Source organism: Streptococcus sp. LYSM12, assembly GCF_004569635.1.
Classification (GTDB): Bacteria; Bacillota; Bacilli; order Lactobacillales; family Streptococcaceae; genus Streptococcus.
Genome location: NZ_SPOZ01000011.1, coordinates 45,800 through 65,575 on the forward strand (window position 1 = coordinate 45,800; position 19,776 = coordinate 65,575).

Sequence of the window (19,776 nt, forward strand, 5' to 3'; positions counted from 1 at the left end):
AAAATTATGGTACAATAAAAAGGAATTGAATAAATAAAGGAGTGAATCATGGTATTACCAAACTTTAAAGAAAACTTAGCAAAATATGCAAAGTTACTCGTCTCAACAGGAATCAATGTGCAAGCTGGTCATACGGTTTCCTTGACTATCAGTGTTGATCAGGCTGAATTGGCTCGCTTAATCGTTAAAGAAGCTTATGCAAGAGGGGCAGTAGAAGTGCTTGTGAACTGGCAAGATGATGTGATTTTGCGCGAGCGTTACCTGAATGTACCGATTGAGCGTCTGGAAACCATTTCTGAGCAACGGATTGCAGAAATGAACTATATCTTGGACCATAAAGCTAGCCGTTTGGTAGTTCTATCTGATGATCCAGGTGCCTTGGATGGCATTGACCCAGAAAAACTTTCTCGTGCTACACGCGCAACAAGTATTGCTCTAAACCCAATGCGTCAAGCAACGCAAGCCAATAAAATTAGTTGGACATTGGGTGCAGCAGCAGGACTAGAATGGGCCAAAAAGGTTTTCCCAGATGCAGCAAGTGATGAAGAAGCAGTTGATTTACTTTGGGATCAAATTTTTAAAACGTGCCGTGTCTATGCTGATGATCCCGTGGCTGCTTGGAAAGAGCATGAAGAGCGTCTCATTGCTAAAGCTGCTATTTTGAATAAGGAGCAATTTGTCAAACTTCACTATACCGCACCAGGTACGGACTTGGTTCTTGGCATGCCTAAGGATCACTTATGGGAAGCGGCAGGTTCTATCAATGCTCAAGGAGAACACTTTATTGCCAATATGCCAACAGAAGAAGTCTTTACGGCACCTGACTACCGTGTAGCAGACGGTTATGTAACGTCAACGAAACCACTCAGCTATAATGGAAATATCATTGAGGGCATTAAAGTAACGTTCAAAGACGGTGAAATTGTCGATATTACCGCCGAAAAAGGGGATGAGGTTATGAAAAAATTGGTCTTTGACAATGCGGGAGCACGCGGTCTTGGTGAGGTTGCTCTCGTGCCAGATCAAAGTCCAATCTCTCAATCAGGTGTGACGTTCTTCAATACTCTCTTTGATGAAAATGCTTCAAACCACTTAGCAATCGGTTCAGCTTATGCCTTTAGTATTGAAGGTGGTGTTGATATGACCAATGATGAGTTGAAAGCAGCTGGTCTTAACCGTTCAGATGTTCACGTGGACTTCATGATTGGATCAAATAAAATGAATATTGACGGTATTCGTGAAGATGGAACAGCTATACCAATCTTCCGTGATGGTGAGTGGGCGATTTAATGCTTGTGACACATCAACCTTTCACCTTGCTAAAAAAAGAGGTTTACTTTCGGTTTTGTGCCTCGTCAGATTTTGATTGTAGGAAGTAATAGGAGGTTAGAAAATATGATTGGAAGTTTAATCGTCGGCTTGCTTGTAGCTATTATTGCTGCAACCATTACCAATCGTGGTGAAAAAATGGGCTGTATTGGTAAGATATTATTGGGACTTGCAGGTGCCTGGGTCGGCCAACTTCTTTTTGGTAATTGGGGACCCCGAATTGCAGATACAGCTATTGTTCCCTCCGTTTTAGGAGCAATCATTCTCCTAGCCATTTTTTGGGATCGGGGAAGTTAAGAAAAATCCCAGACTAGAGGTATTAGTCTGGGATTTTTTTATCTTCGTTGAGGGTGTGAAATGAACAGTTCTCATACTCGCCATTCTGAGCTTATAGACTGTTGCACGAGCCTGTAAGCTGCAGCAATCTCGACCTAAAGAAGAGCATATCTATCATCGGTTCAAGTAGAAACACTTACCTTGTCTTATAAGGAATGGTAAGTAAACATAGTTTTCTCCCTTAAGGGTAGTCCAATCTGTAAGTACATATCGCTTGCAGCGACTTACATCGTTGCAAGCGATATTTAACTGGTCTATTATTGATTTCGGTGGGGATTAGTCAAGAATCAGCATGCCTTCTTTGATGGCAAATGGGTGTTCTGGGTTGATGCGGTCGTAGAACATGATGCCGTTGATATGGTCAATCTCGTGTTGGACGACAATAGCATTAAAGCTTTTGAGTTTGATCCGGTGTTTTTCTCCTGTCTTGTCAAAATACTCCACTGTTATGCGGGCATGACGAACGACGTAGCCAGGGACTTCGCGGTCGACGGACAAGCAGCCTTCTCCTCCCCCTATAGCCGCTTCTTGAATGGAGTGAGAAACGATTTTAGGGTTGTACATGACCTCTTGAAGAGTGCTATCGTGGTCCTCTGGATTAGGCACAAGGACTGCGATGATGCGTTTTGAAATGTCAATTTGTGGTGCGGCAAGACCTACTCCCCCACGAAGCTTCATTTTCTCCGCCATAACAGGGTCTTGTGAATGTCTGAGGAATTGGAGCATCTTTTCTCCCAAGATAATATCCTCATCAGATAGTGGAAATTGCACCTCTTCAGCGACCTTGCGTAGGGTTGGATGTCCTTCACGAATAATATCGTTCATATCAATCAAGTGGCTGGCTTTTGTTAAACGTTCAATTACAGACATAAAATTCTCCTTCTAATTTCTAAGGACTAGTATAGCACGAAAAGAAGCAGAAGAAAAGGAGAGGTGCAAGATGAGGGAGAATTTGCTATACTGATGATAGGAATGAAAATCAAATGATCATATTGTGAGTATTTGTTGAGGTAAGGAAAGATACGGAGAAAAGACCGTGAACATCTCTCTAGAAAAATGGCATGCGCTACTTTTCAGTCTCCGTTCGTCCTGTCTATGTTGGAGAATGTTTAGGAGCAGGTAGAAGTGTCGATTTTACACAGTTCTTCTTGGTTTACGAACCTTAGTGCGGAATTCCCCGCCACCGCTTGTTGAATGAAAACTAGGTGTTGGTGATAGGAGGCTGGATGGTGGGAGCCTGGGAGGGATGTCGCTCTTTGTCGTGCAGGATCATTGCCTAGTCTTTCTAGACTTTCTCCCACCTATCTTTAGGACAATCAATCGGAGGATATCAGATGCGTTTGGATAAATTTTTGGTCGAGTGTGGCTTAGGATCACGGACAGAAGTCAAGAAAATTCTCAAATTAGGCAAAGTGACAGTCAATCAATTAGTGGAAAAATCCACCAAGGTTCATATTGATGAAAAGAAAGACAAAATTGCCTATCAGGGAAAGGTGCTGACCTATGAGAAATTTGTCTACTATCTTTTAAATAAACCCAAAGGGGTGATTTCAGCGACAGAAGATAGCAAACATCGGACAGTTTTGGATTTGTTGGATGATACTGCGAGACAAAAAGAAGTTTTTCCTGTTGGGAGGTTAGACATGGACACACATGGGCTCCTGCTCTTGACCAATAATGGAGCCTTGGCCCATGAAATGCTATCGCCTAAAAAACATGTCGATAAGGTTTATCGGGCTGAGGTAGCGGGGATCATGACTGGAGAAGATGTCCGTTATTTTACTAGAGGAATCGAACTGAAAGATATTACTTGCCAGCCGGCTGATTTGGAAATTGTAGAAGTAGATGACCTAGCCCAGACCTCACGTGTACAGATTCGTATCGTAGAGGGGAAATTCCACCAAGTCAAACGCATGGTGGCAGCCTGTGGTAAACAGGTGACGGATTTACAACGTATCAGTATGGGTCCCTTGGTTCTAGATGAAACACTCGATTTAGGAGCTTACCGCAGATTACATTCACATGAATTGAATGAATTAGCTACATTTGGTGTAGAACTCTAAGATACAAGGGCGTAAAAAAAGCGAAGCAGGTTGGCTTGCAACCGATGAGATTGTTCTTTTTGTCAGAGAGTTTTAGCCCGCATTCAGTTACAAGATATAAGGGCGTAAAAAAAGCGAAGCAAAAAACATCTATTTCCTGCCTCCAAAGGGTATAGTATACCTTTGGAGTAAACACATTTTACAACGGCTTGGTCCCCCTAAAGGGAGCCATATCCGTAAGTAAATAAATTTACAACGGCTTGGTCCCCCTAAAGGGAGCCGTATCCGTAAGTAAATAAATTTACAACGGCTTGGTCCCCCTAAAGGGAGCCGTATCCGTAAGTAAATAAATTTACAACGGCTTGGTCCCCCTAAAGGGAGCCGTATCCGTAAGTAAATAAATTTACAACGGCTTGGTCCCCCTAAAGGGAGCCGTATCCGTAAGTAAATAAATTTACAACGGCTTGGTCCCCCTAAAGGGAGCCGTATCCGTAAGTAAATAAATTTACAACGGCTTCGTCCCCCTAAAGGGAGCCGTATCCGTAAGTAAATAAATTTACAACGGCTTCGTCCCTATTTTCCGAGCTTCTAGTTTGAGTTCAACGAAGATGTGAGGACATCAGAAAATGTAATGAAGAATATTTTATAGACAAAATGCAAAATATATATTGCTTTTTTCAAAATATAGTGTATAATATAATGTATAACAACGAAAAGGGGGGAAAGGGGGAATATGAAAAATCTTCGGTTAAAAATGGCGCGTGTAGAACATGATTTGACCCAAGGTCAGTTAGCAGACGAAATTGGTGTGACACGGCAGACCATTGGCTTGATTGAGGCTGGTAAATACAACCCTAGTATCAGCCTTTGTTTAGCAATTTGTCATCGCTTGGGGAAAACATTAGATCAATTATTTTGGGAGGCACCTTTAGATGAAAGTTAAGAAAATAGTTGTAGATGAACGTGTGATTGACCTTGAAAATCGGATTATGGCTGAGATTGGAATGTTTCTGCTTATTTTACTACCAGTATCAGCTTTGGTGAAGTCAGGGATTTTACACCAAACTTTTGAGAGTTATAGTTTTGAGATTATCACAGGCATACTAGCTTTACTGTATATAATCATTCGCTATATGATGAAAGGGCTGGATCTTAGTCGTGGAATCAATAATTGGCTGTCAGGGATTGTAGGTACTCTCCTTGTGACAGTGATTGGTAGCTGGAATAACTATTTGACCTATGGTAGTCACTATCAGGGCTTGCTAGATAGACATTTTTTGGCAGTTGTTGTGATATTTTTTATCTCTTCTAGTTTGTTATTTTCTATAATCTATAGCAGTTTATATTTTCTTAATCACTACAACCAGAACAGATTGCTAGTACAGATAGAAAAAGACGAGTAGGGAAGATGTTTTCAAAATAGCAGTCACACATTTTTATAGATTTTTGGAGAGTCGTAATAATGGTACGACATTGCCAAGTATCTAAGATTTCCGAACCCTTATTTATGACCTAAATGGTTTGGAAGAAGTATTCTATGGAAAAACCAGATTTACTATTCCTGCTTTTTAGAAATGAATACTCTATAAAAATCAAAATTTGACTAGGCAATGAAATCGTAGGTAGAACTGAAGTTCAGCAAGATGAGTTAACGACGTCAGATTTTGATTTTTGACGAGTATAAGGAATGTTGGAATTCAAAAACGTAGGACTTACTCTAAAAAACTTTCGTATGTATGTCCTTGATCGTTGAATAAAAGAACTAGCCAAATAAAACATTTTGTGATAGACTAGTACAAGCATAGGTTTTTAAACTCATCCCGTGAGGTGAGAAAGACAACTACAGATTATTACTAGAAGTGTATAACAAAGGCCTATGACTAATAAAAGTTACGCGGGCCTTTTTGTGTGCCCAAAAGGAGGACTATGAAAGAATCAGTTCATTTGCTGCTTGATGTCGATGAAAAGCCGTCATTTTGGCAAGGTATTTTGCTGAGTTTCCAGCACGTATTTGCCATGTTTGGTGCTACTATCTTGGTGCCTTTACTTCTGGGAATGCCCGTATCTGTTGCTCTCTTTGCTTCAGGTGTGGGAACCTTAATTTACCAAGTTGCGACTCAGTTCAAGGTGCCTGTTTATCTAGGGTCTTCATTTGCTTACATTTCTGCCATGGCACTGGCTATAAAAGAAATGAATGGAGATGTATCTGCTGCCCAAACTGGGGTGCTCTTTGTTGGTTTAATCTATGTTTTGATTGCGGGCTTGGTTAAGGTGATTGGCACCAAGTGGATTGATACCCTGTTGCCACCGATTGTCATAGGTCCAATGATTATTGTTATCGGGCTTGGTTTAGCTCATTCAGCTGTAACCAATGCTGGATTTGTTACAGACGGTGACTGGCGCAATGTGGTTGCGGCTATTGCTACATTTTTGATTGCAGCCTTTGTCAATACAACAGGAAAAGGCTTCGTGAGAATTGTGCCATTTCTGATTGCTATTATCGGAGGTTACATGGTTGCTTTAGCGCTTGGCTTGGTTGACTTTGCGCCAGTTATAGAGGCTCCTTGGCTTGAATTGCCACGCTTTTACTTGCCATTTAAGTCAGGTGTTTTTGAACAATACACCATCTATTTTGGACCTGAAATGCTTGCAATTTTACCGATTGCAGTTGTAACGGTAGCAGAGCATATCGGTGATCATACTGTCTTGAGTCAGATTTGCGGTCGTCCATTCTTAAAAAATCCAGGCTTGAATCGTACCTTGATTGGGGACGGGGTAGCAACTGCAGTATCTGCCTTCATCGGCGGTCCTGCCAATACAACCTACGGAGAAAATACAGGGGTTATCGGGATGACCCGCATTGCTTCGGTATCGGTTATCCGAAATGCAGCTTTTATTGCGATTGCGTTTAGCGTTCTTGGGAAGTTTACAGCGCTTATCTCGACTATTCCAAGTGCTGTCCTAGGTGGAATGTCCATTTTGCTTTACGGTGTTATTGCAAGCAATGGTTTGAAAGTGTTGATTGAAAGCCGTGTGGATTTTGGACAAGTTCGTAACCTTATCATTGCAAGTTCTATGTTAGTTTTGGGGCTTGGCGGTGCTGTCTTGAATATTGGCACAATCACGCTTTCAGGAACTGCCCTCAGTGCGATTGTGGGAATTATTCTGAATTTAGTGTTGCCAGGTGAAGCGCAGAAATAGTTGACAAAGAGAGAAAAGATTGATAGAATAATGGAGTCCTAAGGACAAGAATTAGCCTTTCTTGGTCACAGGTTGCCAACCTGTTACTCGGATTTGGCTTAAATACAAAGGAGAAATACTCATGGCAATCTCAAAAGAGAAAAAAAATGAAATCATGGCACAATATGCTCGTCATGAAGGTGATACGGGTTCAGTTGAAGTACAAGTAGCAGTGCTTACTTGGGAAATTAATCATTTGAATGACCACATCAAACAACACAAAAAAGACCACGCAACATACCGTGGGTTGATGAAAAAAATCGGTCGTCGTCGTAACTTGTTGGCTTACTTGCGTAAGACAGATGTTAACCGTTACCGCGAATTGATCCATTCATTAGGACTTCGTCGTTAATCTGGCGAAAACCGGAAAAGGAGGAACTTTTTGTTCCTCTTTTTTTAATTTTAGGTGCTTTCCTGGAATTATGCGACTGGTTTCAGTTTTTCTTTTCAAATTCGTTTTTCCTCCGGTTGTTTTTCAGCTAAAATATGATAAAATAAACAAGATACGTGGTTTTGTGCAAAGTTGAGTCTAAGATGCTTCCTAGATTGACCTTTGTAGAAAACACGTCATCCTCTTTGAACTGAAAAGAACTGGCTTTGTTTGTCTACTTTTGACGTTCTGGAGAATATTTTATCTAAATTTAGGAGATGTAAATGGTAAAACAAACATTTGAAATGACTTTTGCGAATCGTCCTCTGGTAGTCGAGGTTGGTCAGATTGCAAAGCAAGCAAACGGAAGCGTTGTTGTCCGCTATGGAGAAAGTACGGTTCTGACTGCAGCCGTCATGTCCAAAAAAATGGCGACAGGAGATTTTTTCCCTCTTCAGGTTAACTATGAAGAAAAGATGTATGCGGCTGGGAAATTCCCGGGTGGCTTTAACAAGCGTGAGGGTCGTCCGTCGACCGATGCAACCTTGACAGCCCGTTTGATTGATCGTCCGATTCGTCCGATGTTTGCAGAGGGTTTCCGCAATGAAGTACAAGTCATTAACACTGTTTTGTCCTACGATGAAAACGCAAGCGCACCGATGGCAGCCATGTTTGGTAGCTCGCTTGCTCTATCTATCTCAGATATTCCATTCAACGGTCCGATCGCTGGTGTTCAAGTGGGCTACGTAGATGGTGAATTGATTATCAATCCAACGAAAGAACAGGCTGAGCAATCCTTGCTTGAATTGACAGTGGCAGGAACTAAAGATGCGATTAACATGGTAGAGTCTGGGGCAAAAGAATTGTCAGAAGAAATCATGCTTGAAGCTCTACTCAAAGGTCACGAAGCTGTTAAGGAATTGATTGCCTTTCAAGAAGAAATTGTGGCACAAGTCGGTAAGGAGAAAGCAGAAGTTGAATTACTACATGTGGATGAAGACTTACAGGCTGAAATCATTGCAACTTATAACAGTGACTTGCAAAAAGCGGTTCAGGTGGAAGAAAAATTAGCACGTGAAGCTGCAACCAATGCTGTCAAAGAACGGGTAACGGCTACCTATGAAGAAAAATATGCAGACCATGAAGAGTTTGAGCGTATCATGCGCGATGTGGCAGAGATTTTGGAGCAAATGGAGCACGCAGAAGTGCGCCGTTTAATTACTGAAGATAAGATTCGTCCTGACGGTCGCCGTGTGGATGAAATTCGCGCGCTAGAAGCTGCTGTAGATTTTTTACCGCGTGTGCATGGTTCAGGTCTCTTTACTCGTGGACAAACTCAGGCCTTGTCTGTCTTGACCTTGGCGCCAATGGGTGAGACGCAAATTGTCGATGGATTGGATCCTGAATACAAAAAACGCTTCTTGCACCATTATAATTTCCCTCAATATTCAGTAGGAGAAACAGGGCGCTACGGTGCTCCGGGTCGTCGTGAAATTGGTCACGGTGCCCTTGGCGAACGCGCTCTTCTTCAAGTATTGCCAAGTATTGAAGAGTTCCCATATGCGATTCGCTTGGTTGCAGAAGTGCTTGAGTCAAATGGCTCTTCTTCACAGGCTTCCATCTGTGCGGGCACCCTTGCCCTTATGGCTGGCGGTGTGCCAATTAAGGCACCAGTAGCAGGAATTGCTATGGGCTTGATTTCGGACGGGACGAATTACACTGTTTTGACCGATATACAAGGGCTTGAAGACCATTTTGGTGATATGGACTTCAAGGTGGCAGGAACGCGTGACGGCATTACAGCCCTTCAAATGGATATCAAGATTGAGGGAATTACGGCAGAAATCCTGCAAGAAGCGCTTGCTCAAGCTAAGAAAGCCCGCTTTGAAATCTTGGATGTGATTGAAGAAGCGATTCCAGCTGTTCGTCCAGATTTGGCACCGACTGCACCGAAGATTGACACTATCAAGATTGATGTTGATAAGATTAAGATTGTCATCGGTAAGGGTGGTGAAACCATCGATAAGATTATCGCAGAAACAGGTGTCAAGATTGATATTGACGAAGAAGGCAACGTGGCTATTTACTCAAGCGATCGTGAGGCGATTAACCATGCTAAAGAAATCATTGCAGGTCTAGTACGAGAAGCAAAGGTTGATGAAGTCTATCGTGCGAAAGTTGTCCGCATTGAGAAATTTGGTGCCTTTGTCAATCTTTTTGATAAGACAGATGCCCTTGTCCATGTGTCTGAAATGGCTTGGACTCGCGTTAATCGAGTAGAAGATTTAGTACAAATCGGTGATGAGGTTGATGTCAAAGTTATCAAAATTGACGAAAAAGGTCGTGTGGATGCCTCTATGAAAGTTCTTTTGCCTCGTCCTGAAAAAGTAGAGCAAGGTGAACCAAGAGAAAAATCACATCAACCAGCTCACTCGAAAGAAAAGAAAGGCACCGAAAACTTTGGTGAATTTAAGTTTCACAAGGTTGAAAAATAAGAACGTGAGGCAGAAATTGATAGACAGGGTCTCGATTATCCTCATTTCCTTATTTCTACTGCGACAGATATAGTCTTTTAGAGTACTAGGCAAGGAGCTGTAGGCTGTACTGGAGTACGGCAAAGCGCGTTAACAAAGTAATAAAAGATGAACGGAAATGACTATACATTGTTAGGCTGAGCACTCATTGCCCAGCCTTATCCACAATAAAGGAGAAGAAATGGGTTGGTGGAAAGAGACCATTGAGATTGTAAAGGAAAAAGATCCCGCGGCACGCTCAACGTTGGAGGTTATTTTGGCCTATCCAGGGGTGAAAGCCTTGGCTGCTCACAGATTGTCTCATTTTTTATGGCAACATGGCTTTAAATTGCTAGCTCGCATGCACAGTCAATTTTGGCGTTTTTGGACCCAGATTGAAATTCATCCAGGTGCTAAGATTGCAAGTGGTGTCTTTATTGACCATGGAGCAGGATTGGTGATTGGGGAAACAGCTGAGATTGAGTCAGGTGTCATGCTTTACCATGGGGTGACCCTTGGTGGAACGGGAAAAGATTGCGGCAAACGGCATCCGACCGTTCGAAAAGGAGCGCTTATTTCTGCCCATTCCCAAGTGATTGGTCCGGTTGAAATTGGTGAAAATGCTAAGGTTGGGGCAGCCGCTGTTGTCCTATCCGATGTGCCAGCAGATGTGACGGTTGTTGGCATGCCTGCTAAAATCGTCCGCATTCATGGAATAAAAGATGAACAGGTCATTCGTCCTTTACAAGAGGCAAGGGAAGCAAGTTATTATTCTGCCAAGTTGTAGCTATGAGTAACATGAGCTAGTGGGTGGATTATGCTGGCTCAATCTGAGAAATCAAAAATGAGGAAAAGTAGGTTGTCAACGAGCTTAGCCATTCAAAAGTGAGAATTGTTGAACTTGTAAAACGTTGATATAGAAACCTCCTACAACTTTCTTCAACCTTGCGGGAGTGGAGCTGTAACATCAATTTCTTTGAAATCACGATTTTTGCCTTGTTCTCGAGATGAATTCCATTAGAAAGGAAAGGGTGTGATAAGCGTATGCTTGTTCACATTCTACCATTAGTATGATTACGATTTACGATACCATGACGCGGAGCCTTCGCGAGTTTGTCCCTTTGGAAGCTGGAAAGGTTAAGATGTATGTCTGTGGACCGACTGTCTATAATTATATCCATGTCGGAAATGCACGTTCAACTGTGGCTTTTGATACCATTCGGCGCTATTTTGAGTACCGTGGATTTGAGGTGACCTATATTTCAAACTTCACAGATGTGGATGATAAGATTATCAACCGCGCCAAGGAAGAGGGCGTTTCTCCGCAAGTCATTGCTGAAAAGTACATCGCAGCCTTTATGACAGATGTAGCGCAACTAGGTGTCAAACCTGCAACCAAGCACCCTCGGGTCATGCACTTTATGGACGAAATTGTAGCCTTTATTGAAGAATTGCTTGCAAAAGACTATGCCTATGAAGTAGCAGGGGATGTCTATTTCCGAGTAGAGAAATCAGAGAACTATGCGACCTTGGCCAACAAGACCTTGGAAGACCTGGTTTTAGGAGCTAGCGGTCGGACAGATGAGGAGGTGGAGCGCAAGGAAAATCCTATTGATTTTGCCCTTTGGAAATCAGCTAAAGCAGGTGAAATTTTCTGGCCAAGTCCTTGGGGACCGGGACGTCCGGGTTGGCATATTGAGTGTTCTGTCATGGCGACAGAAATCTTAGGTAATACCATTGATATTCATGGAGGTGGTGCGGATTTAGAATTCCCTCACCATACCAATGAAATTGCCCAGTCAGAGGCAAAAACAGGTCAAACTTTTGCCAACTACTGGATGCACAATGGTTTTGTCAATATTGATAATGTCAAGATGTCGAAGTCCTTGGGGAATTTCATAACTGTTCACGATGCCCTTGAAACAGTAGACGGGCAGGTCTTGCGTTTCTTCTTTGCGACCCAGCATTACAGAAAACCGATTAACTTTACTGAAAAAGGGGTGGCAGATGCAGCAGTCAATCTCAAGTATTTGAAACATACCTACGAGCAGCACTTTACAGAGGATGTGGATTTAGGTCGTTTAGCGGATTTTGAAAGCAAGTTCTGTCAGGCTATGGATGAAGATTTCAATACTGCAAATGGGATTACAGTGGTTTTTGAATTGGCTAAGTGGATTAACTCAGGCAATTACAACCTTGATGTCAAAGTCGCGCTTGAGAAGATTTTAGCCGTTTTTGGAATTGTGTTTGAAGAAGAGGTGCTAGATAGCGAGATTGAGGCCTTGATTGAGCAACGGCAAATAGCACGAGCAGCTAGAGATTTTGCGACCGCAGACAGTATTCGCGATCAGTTAGCAGCACAGGGAATCAAACTCCTTGATACCAAAGATGGAGTGAGGTGGACGCGTGATTGATGTAACACTCATCAATGGGATTGCGCTAGCGTTTGAGGGGGATGCCGTTTATTCTATGTATATTCGTAGGCATTTGATTTTTAAGGGATTGACCAAGCCCAATCAATTACACCGCAAGGCCAATCACTATGTGTCCGCTAAGGCTCAAGCTAGTCTGATTTCTAAAATGCTAGACACGGATTTTTTGACAGAAAAAGAAGTAGACATTTATAAGCGTGGACGCAATACCAATAGCCATACCAAGGCAAAAAATGCGGATATTGTAACGTATCGTATGTCGACAGGATTTGAGGCGGTTCTAGGGTATCTGCACATGACGGAGCAAATCGAGCGTCTTGAGGAAGTGATTAATTGGTGTATCGAACATGGATAGGAGGTCCTATGCAAGCTGAGCAGTTTTTTTCAAACAAGCGTAACGTGAGAAGAACAAAGAAAATCGCCCATTTGTTAGACAGCCAAGAGGCAGTGGCGTTTTTTCCAGCTGGTATCATTGTCGATACACCTAGTAGTCAGTCTAACCTACTTGCCTTTCCTTTATCAAATGGTCAATGGTTGCAGATTAGTCAAGACCACTTGACCAATCGGGAACGCTATTTATTATCTGTTTTTTCGGACGATGAAGAAGTCTATATTAGCCATCCTTGGTACCAATTTTTGGTTAAGGGAATTGGTCCTATGCCCCAGCAGCTTAGTCCCATGCAATGGATTCATGTTCATCATTCTGTATCGGCACTTGAGGAAAAAGAGGAGTTACAAGCTTGGCTTGAGGTCATGCGCTCCTTGTTGCCCAATCGTGTAGCTGATTTTCAGCTAACCGCCCATGATATAGTTTTTGTATTAGTTCAAAATACCTTTATCCCGATTCAAGAGGTGTTAGCCGATACCTTGTCTGCCATGGAATTTGACTTTGGCTTAAAATTGACGATTCTAGTTGGGCAAATGTGGTCGCACGTAACAGATGGGGATTGGGCAAAGCTGTTTCGGGCAGAACATGAGCTCTTTATCGCCTGGCAGCAACGTTTTCAATCCTCTCGGGTTATTTCCTTTGGTCAGGTCTTTTTATGGGGGCAGGGGCAGGAAATCTCGCTTCGTCCTTTGCGCAACCAACTAGCCCAGATGATTAGCCAGCAAGACCAGTTGGCAGATAGCATTCTCGTTTTATGGGAGGAGGCTGCCGTAGTGACCAAGGCTGCGCAACGCCTTTATGTTCATCGCAATACACTTCAATATCGCCTCGAAAAATGGCTAGATATCAGTGGCCTCCAACTCCGCAATCTGACGGATCTGGCAGTCTGTTACCAGGTTGTATTGGAAGATAGCAATAGTTAGGTGTCACTATCCGAGCCTGAAAGTGAGCGAGCTCTGTCAAGTGAGTGCGCATTGTTATCCGAACTTGAAAACGAGATGATACTCTGCGAAAATCCAAAGAATACTAACCGCCCTGGTATCTTGGTTTAATTGAACACGCCCTAAACTCTGTGCGAAAAAGATAAATCTCATTGGTTGCTAGACAACCTGCTTCGATTGTTTAGCGGTAGCTAGCTGGCTCCTCCCTGCATTTCATTGGTGACGAGCCTAGCTATCTTCGCAGGGGTCTCACAACGAAGCGTTCCGCTTCTGTTCGGCCGCCTATTTTCGCTTTGAGTTTTTAACGGGCTTTGTATCTTGGTGTAATTGAACACGCCCTAAACTCTGTGCGAAAAAGATAAATTTTCCTAGAAACTAATGTTTCTTCGTCAAATTTCCTATTTTCGCTTTGAGTTTTTAACGGGCTTTGTATCTTGGTGTAATTGAACACGCCCTAAACTCTGTGCGAAAAAGATAAATCTCATTGGTTGCTAGACAACCTGCTTCGATTGTTTAGCGGTAGCTAGCTGGCTCCTCCCTGCATTTCATTGGTGACGAGCCTAGCTATCTTCGCAGGGGTCTCACAACGAAGCGTTCCGCTTCTGTTCGGCCGCCTATTTTCGCTTTGAGTTTTTAACGGGCTTTGTATCTTGATGTAATTGAACACGCCCTAAACTCTGTGCGAAAAAGATAAATTTTCCTAGACACTAACGTTTCTTCGTCAAATTTCCTATTTTCGCTTTGAGTTTTTAACGGGCTTTGTATCTTGATGTAACTGAACTCAGGCTAAAAGCTCGGAAAAAAGATAAATACTCCTAGAAGCAGAAGCTTCTTCGTTGTATTTTCTATTTTTCATTCGCTTTTTAGACGCCCTCGTATCTTGGATAACTGAACTCGGGCTAAAATTCTAGAGAAAAAGATAAATTGCCTTGTGTCCCGTGACACGGCGCCAATTTCCTATTTTCCTACGAATTTTAACCGCCCTCGTATCTTGTGCAACTTGTACAAATTGTTTTTTTCTTTTTGTTCAGATTGACAGGGGACAAATAAAGCGTTTTCATTTATACTAGAATAGTAGAAAGAAAGCGAGGTTTGAACATGGTTCAATTAAATCTGAAAAATATCTATAAAAAATATCCAAATAGTGAACATTATTCCGTTGAAGATTTTAATCTCGACATCAAAGACAAAGAATTCATCGTATTCGTTGGTCCTTCAGGATGCGGTAAATCAACAACGCTTCGGATGATTGCAGGTCTTGAAGATATTACGGAGGGTGAAGCATATATTGATGATGTATTGATGAATGATGTGGCACCAAAAGACCGTGACATTGCCATGGTATTCCAAAACTATGCTCTATATCCACACATGACTGTATTTGACAACATGGCATTTGGTTTGAAGTTGCGCAAGTACAGCAAGGAAGAAATAAAAAAACGGGTAGAAGAAGCAGCAAGTATTCTCGGTTTAACTGAATTCTTACAAAGAAAACCTGCTGACTTGTCGGGGGGACAACGCCAGCGTGTTGCTATGGGACGTGCGATTGTTCGTGATGCAAAAGTATTCCTAATGGATGAACCTTTGTCAAACCTAGATGCGAAACTTCGTGTGTCCATGCGGACAGAGATTGCGAAAATCCACCGTCGTATCGGTGCAACAACCATCTACGTAACTCATGACCAGACAGAAGCGATGACGCTTGCGGATCGTATCGTTATCATGAGTGCTACTAAAAATGAAGCAGGTACAGGAACAATCGGACGTATCGAGCAAATCGGGACACCAGAAGAATTGTATAACTCTCCAGTTAACAAATTTGTTGCTAGCTTCATCGGAAGCCCAGCGATGAACTTCTTCAATGTGACCTTGAGCGATGGTGTTTTATCAGACGGAGAGAATTTCTCACTTCGCCTGCCAGAGGGTCGCAGAAAACATTTGGAAGAAAGAGGGTACGAAGGAAAAACGTTTACTCTTGGTATTCGTCCAGAAGATATTAAGGCCTCTCAATTAGAATTGGAAACATATCCGGAGAGTATCGTGACATCAGAAGTGGTTGTTTCTGAATTGCTAGGTGCAGAGTCTATGCTCTATAGCCGTGTCGGGTCAACTGAGTTTGTATCTCGTGTAGATGCGCGTGATTTTCATAAACCAGGTGAACAAGTACGCTTAGCCTTTAACTTAAACAAGGCACATTTCTTTGATAATGATACCAACAAGGCTATCATTTAAATTTATTAGAATGCTAAACAACCTCCCTGCCGTTTGGTGGGGAGGTTGTCGTCTAGAATACGCTATAGTCTTTTCGTTTACTTTTCGTACTAGGCAAGGAGCTGCAGGCTGTACTGGAGTACGGCAAAGCGAGGTAACGAAGTAATAAAAGATAAACGAAATGACTATACAAAAGCGTAAAAATCAATCTGTGACAAAAAACCAAAGGTAGAACTAGTTCTACCTTTGGTTTTTCTGAACTTTTAGCCCGAATTTGATTACGAACCAATCCCCTGGCTTAACCTCGTTTTTTAAAAATTTTTTCTATACTCGAGCTAGACTAATCCACTGGATTAGTCTAGTCCCCTGCATATTGTTCATAAAAATTCACTTTGAGCTGGATAAAGGCTTCCATATCATGGAGGAGTTGAAAGAGGGTTGCCCGTGCTTCAAATTCTTCTCGTGTCTGAGGGAGTGGGCGCTCACGGAAAGTTTGATGAAAGAGTTCAATATCTTCTAGGAGTTCATGACCGGGGTTTTGCCTACTTAGTTGGAGAGCTGTTCGTTCAAAAAGGCTAGCTAGGATTACAGCCTCGCGGCTCTCAAGTGAAAATTTGTTCATATTGTTGGCCATAGTGCGCAGAATCTTATTTTGTGCGAGTCGCATTTCAAAATAATGAACTTGGTAGTTGGTCTGGTGAAAGAGTTGATTGTGACGGTCAAGATAGACAACATCCAGTGCTTCTTGGAGTGTGTGGTCTAGTTGGCGAATCAGTTGTGCCTCATTGCGGCCATCTCCTGTCAGTAAAAATTCTTGAAAGCGTAGGAGGATAGATTTTAGATCTTGCTCTACCTCTTCGTGGTAGATTTGGATTTGTTTGTCCTGTGAAGGCATGTAGAGGTTGGCGATGAGAGCAATTCCAGTTCCAATCAAAAAGAGTATCAGTTCATTTCCTAAAAGGATCAGTGAATTAGATTTTTCTAAGAATAAGTGAGTTACAAGGACTGTACAAGGTGCGATGCCTGCCGTCAGATTTGCTTTGTAAGCAAGCGGGACATAGAAACAGAGATAAAGTCCCAAGGTCAACAAGTGAAAACCAAAAAGAGAGAAAGCAAAAGTGGCAATCGCAAGAGCTAAAACCGTTGACCAAAGCCTGGCCCAGGCTGTTTTGAGCGAAGCACGTCTGGTGTCTAAAATACTTAAAATGGCAATAATTCCTGCGGATGTAGCGTAGGATAACTGTAACAAATCAGCCAAAGCAATTGCGATACAGGTCGCAAGAACGAGCTTGATCGTTCGATGAAGTAAGGGCATAGTAGTCTCCTATAGTGGGTGTGAATAGGTATTATGCTTTATTATAGCATATAGATGGAGAGTGTTTTAGAGATTTGATTGTGGTGTGGCTGAGTATTGTAGAAGCTGTACTGAAAAATATTTTGGACGTGAATATAGCATCCTAAGATCATTAGCCAGTAGGATTGTATAGTCTTTTCGTTTACTTTTAGTACTAGGCAAGGAGCTGCAGGCTCTACTAGAGTACGGTAAAACGAGTTAACGAAGTAATAAAAGATAAACGAGATGACTATATACGAGTGTATGTTATGAAAATGAAATGGGGGAGGTTTCTAGATTGATTTCACCTGCCGTTAGGGAATGCGGGAGTTTTACCCTTAAAAGGCAGTGGATCATGAGAAAATATCATCATATCCTATAGTTATTTCAAGCGACCATATAGACTACACTGATGAATAGAAACGTCGAAGATATCGCTTCAACAGGAGACCTCCAGCCTCCTGTTCATCTATTTTTAAGCATACATCTATAGATAAGCTAAGCCTGAGGTAGCGTATTATAAAAATCAGCTGGCAGTGATGAGTAGAACCTCATATTTTCCCCTCCTCCGTGTCCAGTAGTCTGGATTTTCTTTCGTCGTGTTAAGATTGTGGTTTATGGGAAAGTCTACGGATGGAGCCATTAGAAGAGTAAATAGTTTCTGAAACAAGACGGCTCTTCCTTGTACCATTGTAGAGTTTGCGATTGGAGTCATCTCAGATTTTTTTATGGTATAATTGACAGGAGGAGGTTATAATGAAAAAATTAGAATTAACAGGTTTTCAACTAAAATTAATTGCTCTAGCTGGCATGATTGTTGATCATGTCAATACTCACTTCGGTCATCACTTGGGGTTTCCAATTTGGGTATCTTGGGTTGGTCGCTTTGTTGCTCCAGTATTTTTATATTTGCTAATGGAGGGATTTACCCACACTTCTAACCGCTCGAACTATTTCAAGAGGTTGTACACAGGCGCTTTTGTAATGTTTGTCATTAATCTTGTAAAAAATATTGTGACAGGACAGTACTATAACCCTTTGACAAAGGAATTCGATGCCTTTTTGTTATTGAATGGAAATAACATCTTTCTAACACTGACATGTTTTTACATCATTTTTTCTCTCGTCGAACGGATTCAAACCAAGGATGGTAATAAGTGGAAGCATATTAGCTTTCTTATTCCTATGATATTGCTTACCTGTCTAACAGAGGGTGGTTTGTATCTCTTACCTTTTGGGTTGGTGCTAGCATGGTTTCATGGTTCGAAACGGATCACTGTTTGGGCACTGGCAGTAACCTCTCTTTTGTTTGCAGTAAAAGCAATTATGAATTACTATTCTTTAGGATATGCTTATACTGACTTATATCATTATTTGGGATTTGATAATCAGTTTATGCAATGGTTGGCAATTCCGCTCATCATGAGGTATAACGGACAAAGAGGTGGCAGTGGAGAACGTTGGGAAAAAGATCTATTCTATATGATTTATCCAGCACATCTAGTTGTTATTTATATACTAGAGTTCTTTATACAGTAAATTTAGTATAGAAGCCTGGCAACATGCAGGGCTTTTTGTATCATTATGGAGGTGCCTTTGTAAGATAAACGAAATGACTATATCACTATCTTTTGACATGAGTAGACTTTTGTTCTATCTTAAGTTTAGAGGAGGCAAGCTTTTCTCTCTGTCATCTCCAAGTTTTCTCAATTTTAAACCGTGAAAGCGAGTCGTATAAAATGTACATTTAATGAAACTATTTTGAAAAAATGCATGTAACTAGAAAATAATACTTACATGTATTTTCTTTATGGATTTGTCGTGATTTGATAGAAAGCTGACTAGTAAAAACGCTTTGAAACTGTTATAATAAAGGCATGAAACAAATAGAAGAAAATGATATCGTTTATGGCGTGCATGCAGTGGTGGAGAGTTTGGAAGCCAATGTTGGCAATAAGCTCTATTTGCAGGAAGATTTGCGCGGAAAAAATGTGGATAAAATCAAAGCTCTTGCAGCTGAAAAAAAGGTATCGATTTCCTGGACCTCTAAGAAAAGTTTATCTGAGATGACTTCAGGAGCTGTTCACCAAGGATTTGTCTTGCGGGTGTCGGCCTTTGCCTATACAGACTTAACCGTTATCTTGGAAAGAGCAAATCAGGAAGAAAATCCGCTGATTTTAGTTTTGGACGGCTTGACGGATCCCCACAATTTTGGCTCTATTTTACGGACAGCAGATGCAACTCAGGTAGCAGGCATCATCATTCCTAAACATCGTGCGGTCGGCGTAACGCCTGTTGTCGCTAAAACCTCAACGGGTGCGGTGGCCCATATTCCCATTGCTCGAGTGACGAATCTAAGCCAGACCTTGGAGAAATTAAAAGTAGCGGGCTTCTGGATTTTTGGGACGGACATGAATGGTACCCCTAGTCATAAGTGGAATACAGCAGGAAAATTGGCTCTCATCATTGGCAATGAAGGAAAGGGTATTTCTGCTAATATCAAAAAACAGGTCGATGAGATGATTACTATTCCTATGAAAGGACATGTGCAGAGTTTAAATGCCAGTGTGGCTGCGGCCGTGCTGATGTATGAAGTTTTTCGGAATAAACTGTAGAGTTTGGTGTAAAAATACCTGAACCT

Annotated in this window: 17 protein-coding genes; 15 read left to right on the forward strand and 2 right to left on the reverse strand. The window is 41.9% G+C overall.

The annotated features are described in order from the left end of the window. The first annotated feature begins 48 nt into the window (after nucleotides 1–48). Nucleotides 49–1,290, forward strand: coding sequence for an aminopeptidase (locus tag E4T79_RS04855; protein WP_135028265.1), 1,242 nt, complete (start codon nucleotides 49–51; stop codon nucleotides 1,288–1,290). A 105-nt stretch (nucleotides 1,291–1,395) separates the two neighbouring features. Then, the gene (locus tag E4T79_RS04860) at nucleotides 1,396–1,626 is read left to right on the forward strand and encodes a GlsB/YeaQ/YmgE family stress response membrane protein (protein WP_135028267.1); all 231 of its coding nucleotides are present in this window, start codon (nucleotides 1,396–1,398) and stop codon (nucleotides 1,624–1,626) included. Nucleotides 1,627–1,941: 315 nt separating this feature from the next. Here E4T79_RS04860 and def read toward each other — a convergent pair whose 3' ends face one another. Then, nucleotides 1,942–2,535, reverse strand: coding sequence for a peptide deformylase (gene def, locus E4T79_RS04865; protein WP_135028269.1), 594 nt, complete (start codon nucleotides 2,533–2,535; stop codon nucleotides 1,942–1,944). 464 nt (nucleotides 2,536–2,999) lie between these two features. On the opposite strand from def, the gene E4T79_RS04870 reads away from it, so the two are divergent. The 11 genes from E4T79_RS04870 to ugpC all read left to right on the forward strand — a co-directional run bounded on the left by E4T79_RS04870 (nucleotide 3,000) and on the right by ugpC (nucleotide 15,823). Then, nucleotides 3,000–3,728, forward strand: coding sequence for a pseudouridine synthase (locus E4T79_RS04870; RefSeq protein ID WP_135028271.1), 729 nt, complete (start codon nucleotides 3,000–3,002; stop codon nucleotides 3,726–3,728). 712 nt (nucleotides 3,729–4,440) lie between these two features. Beyond that, complete coding sequence (locus E4T79_RS04875) at nucleotides 4,441–4,650, forward strand: helix-turn-helix transcriptional regulator (protein WP_135028273.1); 210 nt, start codon at nucleotides 4,441–4,443, stop codon at nucleotides 4,648–4,650. Further along, nucleotides 4,640–5,110 carry a DUF6773 family protein gene (locus E4T79_RS04880; RefSeq protein ID WP_135028275.1) on the forward strand — a complete coding sequence of 157 codons (471 nt, stop codon included), beginning with the start codon at nucleotides 4,640–4,642 and terminating at the stop codon, nucleotides 5,108–5,110. The genes E4T79_RS04875 and E4T79_RS04880 overlap by 11 nt, the downstream gene beginning before the upstream one ends. 523 nt (nucleotides 5,111–5,633) lie before the next feature. After that, on the forward strand, nucleotides 5,634–6,908 hold the full coding sequence (locus tag E4T79_RS04885) for a solute carrier family 23 protein (RefSeq protein ID WP_135028277.1): 1,275 nt from the start codon (nucleotides 5,634–5,636) through the stop codon (nucleotides 6,906–6,908). A gap of 121 nt (nucleotides 6,909–7,029) precedes the next feature. Next, entirely contained in the window at nucleotides 7,030–7,299 is a 270-nt protein-coding gene (gene rpsO, locus E4T79_RS04890) for a 30S ribosomal protein S15 (protein ID WP_067086848.1), read from the forward strand. Nucleotides 7,300–7,601: 302 nt separating this feature from the next. Continuing rightward, the gene (gene pnp / locus E4T79_RS04895; RefSeq protein ID WP_135028279.1) at nucleotides 7,602–9,812 is read left to right on the forward strand and encodes a polyribonucleotide nucleotidyltransferase; all 2,211 of its coding nucleotides are present in this window, start codon (nucleotides 7,602–7,604) and stop codon (nucleotides 9,810–9,812) included. Between the two features lie 220 nt (nucleotides 9,813–10,032). After that, entirely contained in the window at nucleotides 10,033–10,617 is a 585-nt protein-coding gene (cysE, locus tag E4T79_RS04900) for a serine O-acetyltransferase (RefSeq protein WP_135028281.1), read from the forward strand. Between the two features lie 283 nt (nucleotides 10,618–10,900). Next, nucleotides 10,901–12,244 carry a cysteine--tRNA ligase gene (gene cysS, locus E4T79_RS04905; protein WP_135028283.1) on the forward strand — a complete coding sequence of 448 codons (1,344 nt, stop codon included), beginning with the start codon at nucleotides 10,901–10,903 and terminating at the stop codon, nucleotides 12,242–12,244. Further along, entirely contained in the window at nucleotides 12,237–12,617 is a 381-nt protein-coding gene (locus E4T79_RS04910; protein WP_135028286.1) for a Mini-ribonuclease 3, read from the forward strand. The genes cysS and E4T79_RS04910 overlap by 8 nt, the downstream gene beginning before the upstream one ends. 8 nt (nucleotides 12,618–12,625) lie before the next feature. After that, on the forward strand, nucleotides 12,626–13,573 hold the full coding sequence (locus tag E4T79_RS04915; RefSeq protein WP_135028288.1) for a helix-turn-helix domain-containing protein: 948 nt from the start codon (nucleotides 12,626–12,628) through the stop codon (nucleotides 13,571–13,573). A 1,116-nt stretch (nucleotides 13,574–14,689) separates the two neighbouring features. Next, the gene (gene ugpC, locus E4T79_RS04920; RefSeq protein ID WP_135028290.1) at nucleotides 14,690–15,823 is read left to right on the forward strand and encodes a sn-glycerol-3-phosphate ABC transporter ATP-binding protein UgpC; all 1,134 of its coding nucleotides are present in this window, start codon (nucleotides 14,690–14,692) and stop codon (nucleotides 15,821–15,823) included. A gap of 337 nt (nucleotides 15,824–16,160) precedes the next feature. Here ugpC and E4T79_RS04925 read toward each other — a convergent pair whose 3' ends face one another. Beyond that, nucleotides 16,161–17,117, reverse strand: coding sequence for an aromatic acid exporter family protein (locus tag E4T79_RS04925; RefSeq protein ID WP_135028292.1), 957 nt, complete (start codon nucleotides 17,115–17,117; stop codon nucleotides 16,161–16,163). Nucleotides 17,118–17,891: 774 nt separating this feature from the next. Here E4T79_RS04925 and E4T79_RS04930 point away from each other — a divergent pair. Further along, complete coding sequence (locus tag E4T79_RS04930; RefSeq protein ID WP_135028294.1) at nucleotides 17,892–18,674, forward strand: TraX family protein; 783 nt, start codon at nucleotides 17,892–17,894, stop codon at nucleotides 18,672–18,674. 338 nt (nucleotides 18,675–19,012) lie between these two features. After that, complete coding sequence (gene rlmB / locus E4T79_RS04935) at nucleotides 19,013–19,750, forward strand: 23S rRNA (guanosine(2251)-2'-O)-methyltransferase RlmB (protein WP_167752624.1); 738 nt, start codon at nucleotides 19,013–19,015, stop codon at nucleotides 19,748–19,750. Nucleotides 19,751–19,776: the final 26 nt, after the last annotated feature.